This window comes from Chryseobacterium sp. ZHDP1 (assembly GCF_018603435.1).
Lineage (GTDB): Bacteria > Bacteroidota > Bacteroidia > Flavobacteriales > Weeksellaceae > Chryseobacterium > Chryseobacterium indicum.
In genome coordinates this window covers 4224672-4239795 of sequence record NZ_CP075682.1, presented here as the reverse complement: position 1 = coordinate 4239795, position 15124 = coordinate 4224672, and the positions used below count along the sequence as shown (strand labels likewise).

The window sequence follows — 15124 nt, the reverse complement described above, 5'->3', positions numbered from 1 at the left end:
TCAAAATGGAATTTTTAAAAGATCATTACGTTATCCAGAATGAGCTACTGCTGATTTTCATCTCCGTTCTTCTCGGCATTTTCATCGGGACAGAACGCGAGTACCGGAATAAATCGGCAGGGTTGCGCACTTTTATTCTGGTCTGTTTCGGATCCTGCCTGTTTACGATACTTTCTATTAAAATCGGAGTTGCCAATCCGGATCGTCTTGCAGCCAACATCATTACCGGAATTGGCTTTCTGGGAGCAGGCGTTATTTTTAAAGGAGACAGCAAAATCGACGGAATTACCACTGCCACAACTATTTTTGCCACTGCTTCCATCGGAATGGCAGTCGGATCAGGATATGTTTATCTTTCACTCCTCGGAACGCTTCTTATTTTGGTGGTTTTAAATTATTTAACCTATTTTGAAAAATTTATAGACAGACATCATAAAATCCGGGAATATAAAATTGCGGTAGTCAATTACCATGATATTCAACATTGTGAAGAGCTTTTTAAGAGAAACCATCTGAAATTCACCTTGGCAAAACAACAGTATACACAGGGAAATCTCTCGACAACATGGGTGGTTACAGGCAATAATACCAATCATGAAATTTTAATGAAGAACCTGATGGAAGATGATAAAATAATTGCCTACCAGTTTTAATATCATCGATGTCAATAAAAAATCCCTTCAAATGAGGGATTTTGGAGGTTACACGATTATTTCTTTTTAAAAATATACAGGGCTTTGTTCGGGCCGTCAATCGGTTTTCCTTCCATATCAAGCTGTGTAAGTGTATTTTCCCCAACTTTGTATTTGTATTTTGAAATTTTTCCGTTTAAGGTAATGATGCTTCCCGTAGAATCCCATGTAAACATTCCTGTATCTTCATTTTTAGAATTTCTTTCCAGATATTCTTCTGTGATTTTAAAAGATTTATCCTTACTTAAAACAAGGATAGTTTTAATTCCGGGGCAGTCTGCGCATGGAACTGTGGCTTCGTACGTTCCGTCCCAGTCTAAAGAATTTTCTGAATTATCAGAACCCGCAACTGAATTTGTTTTGGTACTGTCCACCGGAGTCTGAATTGCCATCGGATCTGTTTTAGGGTTCATCTCCACTTCAGGATTTTTGTCTTTTTGCGTACAGGAAACTACAAGCGACATAAGAGCGATTCCCAAAATCTGAATTGTTTTTTTCATAATAAATGATTTAGCGTGAATGCTTTTTCAGCAGCAAAAATTAAGCCGCCTGATTGGTTGATGGTTTCTTGTTGATAGTTGATGGATCAAACTGATTAAAGATTAAATCGTATCATCAATCTTGATAAAAAAATTTTACTTGTTCTTACTTTTTAGAATAATCGGTATGCTGAATTATAATTTTACGTTTGAAAATAACAGAATCATAAAGTATTAAATTTGAACAGCCTCTAAAAAACAATCAACTATCAGTCAATTTTAACCCAAATCTCCCTTTTTCTTTGTAAATTGGGGCAAAATTTTGATTATGACAAAAAAGATACTTCTATCTGTATTTCTTTTGCCGGCTGTAATGACGTTTGCACAGCAATACGGCGGAATGTGGATTCCAACGGAGCTTAATGAAAAGGAAATGAAAGATTTGGGAATGAAAATCTCTGCCAAAGATATTTTTAATCCGCAAAAAGCAAGCATAAAAGATGCGGTTGTACAGTTCAACGGAGGATGTACCGCAGAAATTATCTCGCCAAAAGGGTTATTGCTTACCAACCATCACTGTGGTTACGGGCAGATTCAGTCTCACTCAACCGTGCAGAATGACCTTTTATCGAATGGGTTCTGGGCAAAAAACCCTCAGGGAGAACTTCCGAATCCGGGAGTAACGGTAGACTTTATTGTTGACATCAAAGAAGTGACCTCTCAGATTTTAGAAGGAACCGATAAATTGCAGGAACCTGATCTTTCTAAACAGATTGCCAAAAATATTGAGATTTACAAAAATTCTCAGAAAACAGAACCTTATCAGTCGATTTCTGTAAGATCCATGTATTATGGGAATAAATTCTATGCTTTCACTATTGAAACATTCAAGGATATCCGTTTGGTAGGAGCTCCGCCTCAAAGCATCGGAAAATTCGGTTCAGATACAGACAACTGGGTTTGGCCAAGACATACGGGAGATTTCTCCATGTTCAGAATTTATGCTGATAAAAACAACAAACCAGCGGAATATTCTAAAGACAATGTTCCTTACGTTCCGAAACATTATCTTCCGGTTTCCATTAAAGATAAAAACGAGAATGATTTCACTTTTGTATTCGGATTCCCGGGAAGAACCACAGAATATCTTCCTGCGATTGCAGTTGAAAAAATCATGAAAGACACCGATCCTGCGAGAATTGCAGTGAGAGATATTGCATTAAAAACGCTGGACGAAAAAATGCGTACCGATGATGCCACACGAATTCAGTATGCTTCAAAATACGCTTCAGTAGCGAATTACTGGAAAAAATGGATCGGCGAAGTAGAAGGTCTGAAAAAATCTAATGCAGTAGAGAAAAAAGTACAGTATGAAAATTCCCTGATCGCTAAAAATAAAGATATAAAAACGACTTTAGATCAACTGAACAAACTGTACAACGATCAGGCTCCTTATGCATTAAATAACGCATATTATTCTGAAACCATCAGAAATGCAGAAACGTTAACGCTTGCCAATCTTTTCTACAACTACGTCACTGCGGTAGAAGCCGGAAGAATGGACGAAAAAGGGACAACTTCCTTTAAAAACAAGCTGACTTCTTTCTACAAAGATTACAATGCAGAACTTGATGCAAAAGTTACGGCAAAATTACTGGCTCTTTATGCCAATAAAACGGCTCCGGAATTTTTACCTGCAGGATTTGAAAAATATAAAAATGAAGCACAAAATCTTCAGACGATTGAAGAAGATTCTAAAAATTCCATCATCACAGGAAGAACTGAAGTAAACGGAGCTTTTCTTAGTAAAGATATCGAAAAAGCATTCTCCAATCAGGATAAACTGATTAAAACATTGAAAAAGGATCCTGTTTATCAGACTTATTTATCCATGAGAGACACCTACATCACCAAAGCTGATCCTCAGTTTACATCGATGCAGACAAAAATTGATGCTTTACAGAAGACTTACATGGCTCAGCAAATGGCAACGGACAAAGACAGAAAATTCTTCCCGGATGCGAACTCTACCCTTCGTGTAACGTACGGAAAAGTGAAAGGTTCTTCTCCGAGAGATGCCGTTTCTTACAATTACAAGACGTATTTGGCGGGAGTAATGGAAAAATATGTTCCGGGAGATTACGAATTTGATGTTCCGAAAAAGCTGATTGATCTTTACAGCAAGAAAGATTTCGGAGTATACAAAGATAAAACCGGCGATGTTCCTGTAGGATTTACAGCAACCAACCACACAACGGGAGGAAACTCCGGAAGTCCGGCTCTTGATGCCAACGGAAATCTGGTAGGACTGAATTTCGACAGACAATGGGAAGGAACAATGAGCGACATTAATTATGATCCTCGTTTCAGCAGAAATATCATGGTGGATACGAAGTATATTCTTTTCATCATCGATAAATTTGCAGATTCCAAATGGCTGATTGATGAGATGAAAATTGTAAAATAAATAATAAGAAAAGTCCTGAAAATTTCAGGACTTTTTTATTTCTTTACGATTCTTACTTTAAGAGTCTAAAAAGGTTTTTAATTTTTACATTCCGGCTCTCCACAGAACTTACCTACTTTTTCGCAAACACCATCGTAGTTCATGCAAATCATTAATCCTCCTTTTACTGTTTTAAGATTTTCTCTAGAAAGTTTCTTTAAATTTTTCATTGTTTTTGTTTTAATTTGTTTCCTACTCTGTGAGCTTTTCGGATACCGCTATATTTTAAGATAAATTTAAACAAAAGAAACAATTCTCCAATAATTTTTCACACATTTAAGAAAAAAATATATTATGTTAAATAAAATAATGTTTTTACAACATTTGCTGATCTGAAATCCTTTTTAAAATATAAACTTAAACTTTCGAAAAACGCAAAATATTCAATAAATACTGTCCTATCTTAAGGTGCAAAAAATTTTATCTACGATAAAATTAAGCATAATACCTATTGAAAATATTTGATTTTCTTGCGCCTTAATGATTTGAGATTAATAAAAAACTTGCGTCTCTGCGTTTCCAAAAGAATATTTTTAAAAAGTTTAAACTCTATATAATAAGCGTTTATTTAGATTTTTTAATCCGCATTTTCAGGATGGAAATTGCACATGAACTAAAAACAGAAAGAGGCTTTTTCAAGCCTCTTTTTTAATGTCCGAAAATATCTTTTAAACTCACTTCCCTGAAGGTTCCCATCTTATCAACCGCTTCCCTGTTCAGGTTTTCTTTTTTCCCGATAATGGCGGTGTTGAAGTGAACGGATTTTATATAATGGTCGTAAAAATCTTTCAGATCTTCAAATTTCAGGCTTTCAATCTGGCGATAGATATCTTTCCTGAAATCGTGATGAATATTCAGTTTTCTTAATCTTAAGGTATTGAAGAAAATATTCGTTCTCGTTACCCGTTGCGAAGCAATCTGTTTTAAAGCAGAATTTTTTGCATTTTCAAACTGTACTTTCACTTCAGGAAGTTCAGTCATCAGTTCAGTCATCGTATCCACAGCAATCTGCAATTTGTCCGGCTGCGTTCCGATGTAGGTGGTAATGTAATCCGGATGATCCAGCTCTGAATTCGCTGCGTAAGAAACGTATGCAGAATAGGCTAAACTTTTGCTTTCACGGATCTCCTGAAAAACAATGGATGACAAACCGCGTCCGAAATATTCATTAAAAACATTGATTTTACCAAAATTTTCCGTATTGACATTACGACCTCTTCCTACTTTGCTCATTTCCATCTGAACCATGTCGTAATCTGTAAAATATACATTTCCATCGGTTTCCGGTTCCGGATAGTTTTTAGGCTCCGGAATGACAAAACTTTCATTTTCAGTATATTTCCCGATGTATGAAGTGAAATTTTCAAAATTTCTTCCGTAGAAAAATATCTGATACGGATATTTGAAAAGCTTTTTCATACGGTCTGTAAAAACTTCCACATTGCTGCTTTCCAGCTCTTCTTTTGAAATAACATCCGTGAACCGCGAAAAAGGTCCCAATTTGGTATAATTGGTAAGAGCCGTCATAATTCTGCCTTTATCTTTCTTCATCGCAGCACGGTTTTCCAGAATAGTTTCTGTAAACTGTCTGTAAATTTCCTGATCCGGCTTTACTTCATACAGCCAATGCTGCAGAAGATTTATTCCTTTTTCAATGTTTTCTTCCAGACCGTTCAGCGAAATAATCAGCTGATCGTTGGTGGTTTTAAAATCATTGGTAACGCCGATTTTGAAGAATTCTTTTTTCAGATCTTCCGGAGAGAATTTTTCAGTTCCCAAATACTGAAGGACCTGAGTTGAAATTCCCAGATCGCGGTCGTGATCGCTTCCGAATGGAAAAATAAAATGAACCTGCGCAATATCGTTGTATTTATTTTTAACGAAACTTATCGTTTTTCCTTTCACGATATCTTTCTGAATTTCCTTTTCATAATCCACAAATTCCGGCTGAATATCTTCTGTTTTTTCTTCCAGAATCTGCTGTAAAAACTCAGACTGGGCTTCACGGTTTATTTTCACAGGAGTAATTCCGGGATTTTCTACGCGGATTAATTTTTCGTTTACCCCTTTTTCTTTGTAAACGATCACATAATTATCTCTGAAAAACTCATTGGCAAAGGCGATAACCTCTTCTTTCGTTAGTTTTTCATACTGATCCATTTCATTCAGTTCCTGTTCCCACGTTCTTCCTTTGATGTACGTATCATAAAGATTCGTTGCCAATCCGTCTGCGGTTTCCAGCGCCTTCATCCTCTGGATTTTAAAATCATTGATGATGGCAGGAAGCATCCAGTCCGGAAATTCTCCTTTTTTAACCAGTTCGATCTGCTCCAGAACCAAATCTCTGGCTTCATCCAAAGTCTGCGATTCCTTCGGAACGGCAACGATGGAAAAATATCCGTACTGTTTCAGACCTACTGAATACGCCTGTCCCCACAATAATTTTTGAGTCTGATTGATATTCAGATCCAGCAATCCTGCTTCTCCTCTGTTGCTCAGAATATTTACCACTACATCCGCCAACATCGCTTCTTTTGTTCCGTAACTTTCTGTTCTCCAAGCCAATTGGACTCTCGGAGTTGTGGGACTTTTTACCGTTCGTTTTATAATTTCCGTAATCGGTTTTTCGATAATAGGAGTTTTTTTCGGAAGCTCTCTGTAAGGAATGGTTCCGAAATATTGGTCAACAAGCTGAATTGTCTCTTCAAAATCAAGATCTCCCACCAAAACCATAGCATAATTGTTCGGAACATAATATTCATCAAAATATTTATGAATCGCCTTCATGGAAGGATTTTTCAAATGTTCTGCCTTTCCTAAAGTGGTTTGCTGACCATTGGGATGCGTAGGAAAAAGAGCATCCATCAGTTCATAATTCACCAGACGCGAATCGTTGTCCTGTGCTCTGTTGAATTCTTCATAAACAGATTCGAGTTCGGTATGAAAAAGCCTTAAAGCCAGTTCAGAAAAACGTTCTTTCTCAATTTTCAGCCATTTTTCAAGCTCATTGTTCGGAACATTATTCTTATAAACTGTTTCATCAAACCATGTATGTGCGTTGGTTCCGCTTGCGCCTAAAGAAGAAATTGCCTTATCATATTCATTCGCAATGGCATACTGACTGGCTTCCTGAGAAACTTCATCTATTTTGCGGTAAATTTCTTTCTTTTTTTCAGGATCATTCTCCGCTTTATGCTGTTCGTATAAATCTGAAATCTGATCTAATAATTCACTTTCCTTTTCCCAGTTTTGAGTTCCTAATTTAGAGGTTCCTTTAAACATCATATGTTCAAGATAATGTGCCAAACCTGTATTATCAGAAGGATCGTTATTGCTTCCGGTTCTCACAGGAATATAAGTCTGGATTCTCGGAGCATCAGAATTTTGAGCAAGAAAAACCTTTAAACCATTTTTTAAAGTGTAAATTCTTACTCCATTTTCGTCATTGGAAACCGTGATATATTCGTAGTTATTTTTATCTGTATGAATTTCTTCCCTGAATTTTTTATCAATCATAAACTTCATTTTTCACCCTTAAAAATAGAATGAATACAAATGTAAGCAATCAAAAAAGAATCCTTCTATTTTATAAATATTAAAATCTATGATTAAGATTCGCATTTTATATTTAAGTTTGCATCAGTTTTCCAAATTACAACACCATGCAAGGAAATATCCTCATCATCGATGACGAGATCAAGCTCCTGAAACTATTAGGAATGATCCTTTCCCAAGAAAATTTTAACGTAAAAGAAGCTTCCACCGCACGTTCTGCGATGACGATGCTCGAACAGTATGAATTTGATGTCGTGCTGAGTGACGTAAGGCTTCCCGATGCTTTCGGAGTAGATTTAGTAAAATCCATCAAAACAAAATATCCTCATCTGGAAATTATTCTGATGACGGCTTTCGGAAATATTACAGACGCAGTTCAGGCAATGAAAAACGGCGCCTACGATTATCTGGTGAAAGGTGATGATAATGATAAAATTATTCCGCTGGTTTATAAATCTTTAGAAAAAGCAAAAGATAACAAATCGAAAATCATTCAGAAGAGTTCTTCTTCAAAAGGTTTTGAAACGATTATCGGAAATTCACCCTCCATTATTCAGGCAAAAAAACTGGCAGAAAAAGTAGCGTTAACCGATGCAACCGTTCTTCTGACGGGCGAAACCGGAACCGGAAAGGAAGTTTTTGCAAATGCCATTCATGAAGGCAGCGACAGAAAGAAAAATAATTTTGTAGCCATCAACTGTTCCGCTTTCAGCAAAGAAATTCTGGAAAGCGAACTTTTCGGGCATAAAACCGGAGCTTTTACCGGAGCAGTAAAAGATAAAAAAGGACTGGTAGAAGAAGCCAATGGCGGAACCCTATTTCTGGATGAAATCGGAGAAATGCCGATCGAGCTTCAGGCAAAACTGCTTCGTGTACTGGAAACCAAAGAGTTTATCAAAATGGGAGAAACGAAGGTTTCCAGATCGGATTTCCGGCTGATTGCCGCAACAAACCGTGATCTGGAGGAAGAAATAAAGCAGGGAAACTTTCGTGAGGATCTTTATTTCCGGCTGAATATCTTTGAAATAAGGCTTCCGTCACTTCGCGAGAGAAAAGAGGATCTGAAAGCTCTGGCTAAAAATTTTGTGAATGTTTTTTCTCAAAAACTTCATATCTCCAATATTGAAATCTCTCCGGAATATTATAAAACATTGGAAAAAAACGACTGGAAAGGAAACATACGGGAACTGCGAAATACCGTCGAAAGGAGCTTAATTCTAATGAATGACCATATCCTTGATGCAGAAAGTCTTCCGCGTTATTCTGAAAAAGTTTCTTCTGAAAACGATTCTTTCAGCATGAAATCTCTGGAAAAGGAACATATTCTGAAAGTGCTTCAATACACCAAAGGAAACAAGGCAGAAGCTGCGAGATTACTGGAAATCGGGATTGCTACCTTATACCGCAAACTGGAAGAATATCATTTGAGATAAATGTTAATTAAAATCCACGCTTTAGATACTGGAACATTTTATTTAAAACAATAAATAATTGATTATCATTTAATTATAACTAATTTTAAATACATTGAGAATTAAATCATTAAGTTTTAGTTTAGAAGTTAAGAATATATAAGAGAAGTTTCGCTTTAAGCTAAAAAATACCTTCAAAAATATGCAGGAACATAATTTTAGTCTGTTTTTTTTAAGAAAGAACTTAATTGGTTAAAAAAATAAAACCTATCATTTTAATAACGAGCCTATCAAAATGATAGGCTTTTCTGTTTTTTGGCACATGATAAAAATTCAATAAAACACTCATTTTCAATTAATTAAACCACTCTATAAAACAATGGAACTTCTTTTGGCATTGTCAGTCTGAATAAAATATTTATAAAATGACAATTTCAAGAAAAACGTTCAGAGAACGGGAGCGCTCAAAACTGAGTCTGCTGATGGTATCTTACGTAGTATTTACTTTATTAACCTTAATTGTTGCCGTATGATGTTGATAGTTTTAATTCTTCTCAGCGCCTTATTATTCTGGGTTTCTTACAAATCCGTTGAATTTTTTGATAAAATATAAAAATTATGTGGAGTTTATTTTTCCTATCCGTTATTGCGTTTGTGTACATCTGCTATGTATTAATAAAACCTGAAAAATTTTAACCAAAAATAATGAACACAGAAATTTTAGGCATTATTGCCATGTTCACGATTACCTTAGTGATTGGTATTTTTCTCGGAAAATATATTGCTAATGTATACGGCTACAAAAAAACCTTTTTAGACAAAATTTTTCAGCCTGCTGAAAATCTGATCTATAAAATTTCGGGCATCAATCCGAACCATCAAATGACCTGGAAACAGAATATGTCTGCGATGTTAACCATCAATTTTGTATGGTTTATTCTTGCCTTTTTTATCTTGCTGAATCAATCCTGGCTTCCTTTAAATCCGGACGGAAATCCGGATATGTCGCCGGATTTAGCCTTCAATACCGCTATCTCTTTTTTAGTCAACTGTAATTTGCAGCATTATTCCGGAGAAACGGGAGCCAGCTATTTCAGTCAGTTGTATTTAATGTTCTTACAGTTTGTCTCTGCTGCGACAGGAATGGCTGCAATGGCAGTTCTATTCAAAGCTTTCAGAGATAAAACGACAACAGAACTGGGGAATTTTTACGATTTCTTCACCAAATCTGTGATCCGTATTTTATTGCCTTTAAGCATTGTGGTTGCTTTCATCCTTTCATCCAACGGAAGTCCGATGACTTTCGAAGGAAAAGACCATCTGACCACTCTGGAAGGAGCCAAAATGGATGTTTCGCGAGGTCCGGTTGCCGCTTTTGTTGCCATCAAACATCTGGGAACAAACGGAGGAGGATTCTTCGGAGCTAACTCAGCGCATCCGTTAGAAAACCCGAATTATACAACCAATATGACGGAAATGATTGTTCAGATGATTATTCCATTCGCTCTTGTTTTTGCTTTAGGATTTTATCTGAAGAAAAGAAAACTTTCATGGACGATTTTTGCCGTTATGACGATTGGTTTTCTGGCTTTAACCGTTCCGAACGTTATTAATGAAACCAACGGGAACCCTCTGATTACCCAAATGGGAGCTGATTCTCATCTTGGAGCGATGGAAGGTAAAGAAATCCGTTTCGGAAGTGCTGCTTCAGCATACTGGAGCATTGCTACAACCGTTATTTCAACAGGATCTGTAAACGCGATGCATGACAGTACGATGCCGCTTTCGGGAATGAATGAACTTCTTGCCATGATGATCAACTGTTTCTACGGAGGATGCGGAGTCGGAATTCTCAATTATTTCATTTTCATCATTCTAGCCGTATTCATCAGCGGATTAATGGTGGGAAGAACCCCTGAATTTTTAGGCAAAAAAATTGAAGCTAAAGAAATGAAGATCGCGATGATTGTGGCTTTATTCCATCCTTTTCTGATCTTGGTAGGAACAGCTTTAACAGCCTATCTGCCTGAATTCGGAACAAAAACGCTGAATAATCCCGGTTTCCATGGCTTCAGTGAAATGCTGTACGAATTTACCTCATCATCTGCAAACAACGGTTCCGGTTTTGAAGGTTTGGGAGACAACACACCATGGTGGAACATCTCCACAGGAATTGTGCTTTTGTTATCAAGATTTATCCCGATTATCGGCCCGGTAGCCATTGCAGGATTACTGGCACAGAAAAAATACATCCCGGAAAGCTCGGGAACGCTGAAAACAGATACTGCCACTTTCGGATTTATGACGTTAGCCGTTATTCTTCTGATCGCAGCGCTGTCCTTCTTCCCTGCCCTTACGTTAGGTCCGATTGCAGAACAGCTTCAGTATTTTTCTAAATAAAAAATTAAATAATTGAACCATTAAGACTTATTAAAGCTGTTAAAAAAATTAAGCTTATCAAATTATTAAGTTTAAAATATTCTTTGAATATTTCTTAATTGTTCAAAAAAGAAAAATTTAATTCAAAAATCAATTCAAACCATTAAGCAGATTATATAAAGAAAACTAGTCTCAATTTTCATCCATACCCAACTAATATTATCCATTTTCATTCTTTAATATTAATTTGCTTTAATGGTTGATTTTGGTTTCCAATGATATAACACTTTCAAAACAAAATGAAAAATCAATCTCAGACATTGTTTCAAAAAGATTTGGTAAACGAAGCCATCAAACAGTCTTTCGTAAAACTGAATCCGAAAATCATGTTTAAAAATCCTGTCATGTTTCTCGTAGAGATCGGAACGGTTGTCATGCTTATTGTAAGCCTGTTCAGCCTTACCGGAGACAAGTCTCAAGGCAGTTTCAGCTATAATTTTTTAGTATTCGTTATCTTATTTTTCACGGTTTTATTCGCCAATTTTGCCGAAGCCATTGCCGAAGCGAGAGGGAAAGCGCAAGCGGATACTTTACGAAAAACCCGTGAGGAAACTCCCGCAAAAGTTGTCGTAAGCAACAAACAGGGATTTCAGGTAGAAACCGTGATGAAAAAATCTGCCGAAATGAAACTGGGCGATATTTTCCTTTGCGAAGCCGGAGATCAGATCCCGATGGACGGAGAAATTATCGAAGGACTTGCAACCATCGACGAATCTGCCATCACCGGAGAAAGCGCACCCGTTATCCGTGAAGCAGGAGGAGACAAAAGTTCCGTAACAGGCGGTACAAAAGTACTTTCCGACAGAATAAAAGTAAAAGTAACCACCAAACCCGGAGAATCTTTTTTAGATAAAATGATTGCTCTTGTGGAAGGTGCTTCCCGACAAAAAACACCCAACGAAATCGCATTAACCATACTTTTAGCAGGTTTTACGCTTACCTTTATTATCGTAACCGTTACCCTGAAACCTTTTGCAGACTACGCGCAGACACCGATTACCATTGCGGCATTTATCTCACTTTTCGTTTGTTTGATTCCCACAACGATTGGCGGTCTGCTTTCTGCAATCGGAATCGCGGGAATGGACAGAGCTTTGAGAGCCAACGTGATCACCAAAAGCGGTAAAGCCGTTGAAACTGCGGGAGATATTGATGTACTGCTTCTGGATAAAACAGGAACCATTACCATCGGAAACCGTAAAGCAACCCAATTTCATCCTTCAAATGGAATTCAGCTTGATGAATTCATCAAAGCTTCAGCACTGAGTTCCGTTGCGGATGAAACACCTGAAGGAAAATCGATCATCGAATTAAGCCATTTAAAATCCGAAGATTTACTTGTTCCCAATCCGGTTTATATCGATTTTACGGCTGAAACCCGAACTTCAGGAATCGATTTTGAAAACACGAGAATCCGAAAGGGAGCATATGACACGATTAAAAAACTGACAGAAAAAGCCGGAAATATTTTCCCTTCTGAAACACAGGAAGCCGTGACCAGAATTTCCGAAAACGGAGGAACTCCTTTGGTAGTTTCTGTTAATGAAAAAGTATGGGGCGTTATCGAGCTTCAGGATATCATCAAGACCGGAATTCAGGAGCGTTTTCAGAGATTAAGAAAAATGGGCGTGAAAACGGTAATGGTAACCGGTGATAACCCTTTAACGGCAAAATTTATCGCTGAGAAAGCCGGAGTGGACGATTTTATTGCCGAAGCAAAACCGGAAGATAAGATGAACTACATTAAAAAAGAACAGCAGGAAGGAAAACTGGTTGCCATGATGGGAGACGGAACCAACGATGCTCCCGCACTTGCACAGGCAGATGTGGGCGTAGCGATGAACAGCGGAACACAGGCAGCCAAAGAAGCAGGAAATATGGTGGATTTAGATAATGACCCTACGAAACTTATTGAAATTGTGGAAATCGGGAAACAGTTACTAATGACACGCGGAACGTTAACAACTTTCAGTATTGCGAATGATGTTGCCAAGTATTTTGCGATTATTCCGGCATTGTTCATCACGTTTATTCCGGCGCTTCAGAAGCTGAATATTATGAATCTTCACAGCCCTGAATCTGCGATTTTATCTGCGATTATTTTTAACGCCATCATCATCCCGATCCTGATTCCTTTAGCTTTGAAAGGTGTTGCTTACAAACCGATCGGAGCAAGCGCATTATTGAGAAGAAATCTCTTGATCTATGGACTGGGTGGAATTATTGCCCCATTTTTCGGAATAAAGCTCATCGATTTAGTTATAAGTCTTTTTTATTAGACTGGAAGTTTGAAGCTGGAAGTTAGAAATGAAACGTAATATTTTAACTTCCGTCATCCTTCTTCCATCTTCTATCCACTCAACTCAAAAATTTAATTCAAATGAAAAATCATATTTTATCAGCATCCAGACTTACATTGGTGATGCTTGTAATTGTCGGAATATATTTAGGAATTGTCTACGCAGGTTCTAAAGTTTTACCGACTCAGGGAAATGCAGAAATTATTAATTTTAAAGGACAGAAATTTTACGCCAATATCGGACAGAATTTTACGTCTCCGAAATATTTTCACGGTCGTCCTTCTGCAGTAGATTATAATGCGGCAGGAAGTGCGGGAAGCAATAAAGCACCAAGCAACGAAGAATATCTTCAGACTGTAAAAAAACGAATTGACACTTTAAAAATGATGAATCCTGAAATGCAAAACGTAAAAGTACCTGTAGAACTCATAACAGCAAGCGGAAGCGGACTTGATCCGGACATTTCTCAGGAAGGCGCGCTTTATCAGGTTAAAAGAGTGGCAAAAAACAGAAATATCAGTTCAGAAAAACTGGAACAACTTATCAAAAATCAAACAGAAACATCTATTTTCGGTCCGTCAAAAGTAAATGTATTGAAATTAAACATTGCTCTGGATCAGCTTAAATAAAATACAAATTTTATGAAAAAATATATTGCGGCATTCTTACTTGCAGGATTTTTTTTACCGAAGGCACAAAACACAGACTCTGCAAAAACCGATGCCAAGCTGAAAATCTCTGCTTACGCTGAACTATTTTACACCTATGATTTCAATGAACCTTCCGGAGGAAACCGCCAGAGCTTTTTGTACAGCTACAACAGGCACAATGAAGTTAACCTCAATTTAGGATTCATTAAAGCCAACTATGAAAACGACAGGATGCGCGCCAATCTCGCTCTGATGGCGGGAACTTATGCACAGGATAATCTGGCTGTGGAACAGGACGCTCTGAAATATGTAAATGAAGCGAATATCGGGATTAAAATTTCCAAAACAAAAAATCTGTGGATTGATGCAGGAATTATGCCGTCGCACATTGGCTGGGAAAGCGCAATCGGGAAAGATAACGTTAATCTTACCAGAAGTCTCGCCGCAGAAAATTCTCCCTATTTCGAAACCGGAGCCAAAGTTTCTTACACTTCGGATAACGGAAAATGGTTTCTGAGCGGTCTTGTTTTAAACGGATGGCAGAGAATTGCAAAAGCTGAAGGAAATAAAAGTCTTTCTTTCGGGCATCAGATTATTTTTAAACCCAATGATAAGATTACACTGAACAGCAGTTCGTTTATAGGGAATGATAAACCGCAGGATGATAAAAGAATGCGTTATTTCCATGATCTGTACGGAAATTTTCAGTTGACGGATCATTTTTCCACGACTTTAGGTTTTGATGTCGGAGCTGAACAGAATGAAAAAGGAAGTGAAAGTTACAATCTTTGGTATTCTCCAAACGTATTGATGAAATATCAGTTTGACAATCAGTGGAGTTTTGCGGGACGTGTGGAATATTTCAGTGACAAAAACGGAGTGATTATCGCTACAGAAACGCCTAATGGATTTCAGACTTTCGGATATTCTTTAAATGTAGATTATCAGATTCTTAAAAATGTAGTTTTCCGTACGGAAGCGAGAGGATTTACTTCTAAAGATGCCATTTTCGTAAAAAATGACAATTTCAGAAAGGGAAATTTTTTCATCACCACCAGTTTAGCTGCCTGGTTTTAAGATAAATTATTAAG

General features: G+C 37.2%; 10 protein-coding genes. 7 read left to right on the top strand and 3 right to left on the bottom strand.

What is annotated here, in order from left to right; genetic code table 11:
- The first annotated feature begins 5 nt into the window (after positions 1-5).
- Positions 6-653, top strand: coding sequence for an MgtC/SapB family protein (locus KKI44_RS19610; RefSeq protein ID WP_214588841.1), 648 nt, complete (start codon positions 6-8; stop codon positions 651-653).
- Positions 654-709: 56 nt separating this feature from the next.
- Here the strand turns inward: KKI44_RS19610 and KKI44_RS19605 are convergent, their stop codons facing one another.
- Positions 710-1192 (bottom strand): copper resistance protein NlpE, encoded by a 483-nt coding sequence (locus tag KKI44_RS19605; protein ID WP_214588840.1) that lies wholly within the window; start codon positions 1190-1192, stop codon positions 710-712.
- A 307-nt stretch (positions 1193-1499) separates the two neighbouring features.
- Between KKI44_RS19605 and KKI44_RS19600 the strand changes: the two genes are divergently transcribed.
- The gene (locus KKI44_RS19600) at positions 1500-3638 is read left to right on the top strand and encodes a S46 family peptidase (protein ID WP_214588839.1); all 2139 of its coding nucleotides are present in this window, start codon (positions 1500-1502) and stop codon (positions 3636-3638) included.
- Positions 3639-3715: 77 nt separating this feature from the next.
- On the opposite strand, the gene KKI44_RS22815 is transcribed toward KKI44_RS19600, so the two are convergent.
- Both KKI44_RS22815 and KKI44_RS19595 read right to left on the bottom strand, forming a co-directional pair.
- Positions 3716-3847: a bacteriocin-like protein gene (locus KKI44_RS22815; RefSeq protein ID WP_262487837.1), complete on the bottom strand. Its 132-nt coding sequence runs from the start codon at positions 3845-3847 to the stop codon at positions 3716-3718.
- A gap of 478 nt (positions 3848-4325) precedes the next feature.
- Entirely contained in the window at positions 4326-7193 is a 2868-nt protein-coding gene (locus tag KKI44_RS19595; protein WP_214588838.1) for a M16 family metallopeptidase, read from the bottom strand.
- A 146-nt stretch (positions 7194-7339) separates the two neighbouring features.
- Here KKI44_RS19595 and KKI44_RS19590 point away from each other — a divergent pair, with 146 nt between their 5' ends.
- The 5 genes from KKI44_RS19590 (at position 7340) to KKI44_RS19570 (ending at position 15110) form a co-directional block, all read left to right on the top strand.
- Positions 7340-8665 carry a sigma-54-dependent transcriptional regulator gene (locus KKI44_RS19590; RefSeq protein ID WP_214588837.1) on the top strand — a complete coding sequence of 442 codons (1326 nt, stop codon included), beginning with the start codon at positions 7340-7342 and terminating at the stop codon, positions 8663-8665.
- Positions 8666-9349: 684 nt separating this feature from the next.
- Positions 9350-11044 (top strand): potassium-transporting ATPase subunit KdpA, encoded by a 1695-nt coding sequence (kdpA, locus tag KKI44_RS19585; protein ID WP_214588836.1) that lies wholly within the window; start codon positions 9350-9352, stop codon positions 11042-11044.
- 278 nt (positions 11045-11322) lie between these two features.
- Complete coding sequence (gene kdpB, locus KKI44_RS19580) at positions 11323-13362, top strand: potassium-transporting ATPase subunit KdpB (RefSeq protein WP_087706817.1); 2040 nt, start codon at positions 11323-11325, stop codon at positions 13360-13362.
- 101 nt (positions 13363-13463) lie between these two features.
- Entirely contained in the window at positions 13464-14012 is a 549-nt protein-coding gene (kdpC, locus tag KKI44_RS19575) for a K(+)-transporting ATPase subunit C (protein WP_214588835.1), read from the top strand.
- A 12-nt stretch (positions 14013-14024) separates the two neighbouring features.
- Positions 14025-15110 (top strand): porin, encoded by a 1086-nt coding sequence (locus KKI44_RS19570; protein ID WP_214588834.1) that lies wholly within the window; start codon positions 14025-14027, stop codon positions 15108-15110.
- The last annotated feature ends 14 nt before the right edge of the window (positions 15111-15124 follow it).

Bases quoted from the DNA above. Each gene is read 5' to 3' on its own strand.
- KKI44_RS19600 (WP_214588839.1), top strand. From the start codon at position 1,500: ATGACAAAAAAGATACTTCTATCTGTATTTCTTTTGCCGGCTGTAATG.
- KKI44_RS19610 (WP_214588841.1), top strand. From the start codon at position 6: ATGGAATTTTTAAAAGATCATTACGTTATCCAGAATGAGCTACTGCTG.
- KKI44_RS19590 (WP_214588837.1), top strand. From the start codon at position 7,340: ATGCAAGGAAATATCCTCATCATCGATGACGAGATCAAGCTCCTGAAA.
- KKI44_RS19595 (WP_214588838.1), bottom strand. From the start codon at position 7,193: ATGATTGATAAAAAATTCAGGGAAGAAATTCATACAGATAAAAATAAC.
- kdpB (WP_087706817.1), top strand. From the start codon at position 11,323: ATGAAAAATCAATCTCAGACATTGTTTCAAAAAGATTTGGTAAACGAA.
- kdpA (WP_214588836.1), top strand. From the start codon at position 9,350: ATGAACACAGAAATTTTAGGCATTATTGCCATGTTCACGATTACCTTA.
- kdpC (WP_214588835.1), top strand. From the start codon at position 13,464: ATGAAAAATCATATTTTATCAGCATCCAGACTTACATTGGTGATGCTT.
- KKI44_RS22815 (WP_262487837.1), bottom strand. From the start codon at position 3,847: ATGAAAAATTTAAAGAAACTTTCTAGAGAAAATCTTAAAACAGTAAAA.
- KKI44_RS19570 (WP_214588834.1), top strand. From the start codon at position 14,025: ATGAAAAAATATATTGCGGCATTCTTACTTGCAGGATTTTTTTTACCG.
- KKI44_RS19605 (WP_214588840.1), bottom strand. From the start codon at position 1,192: ATGAAAAAAACAATTCAGATTTTGGGAATCGCTCTTATGTCGCTTGTA.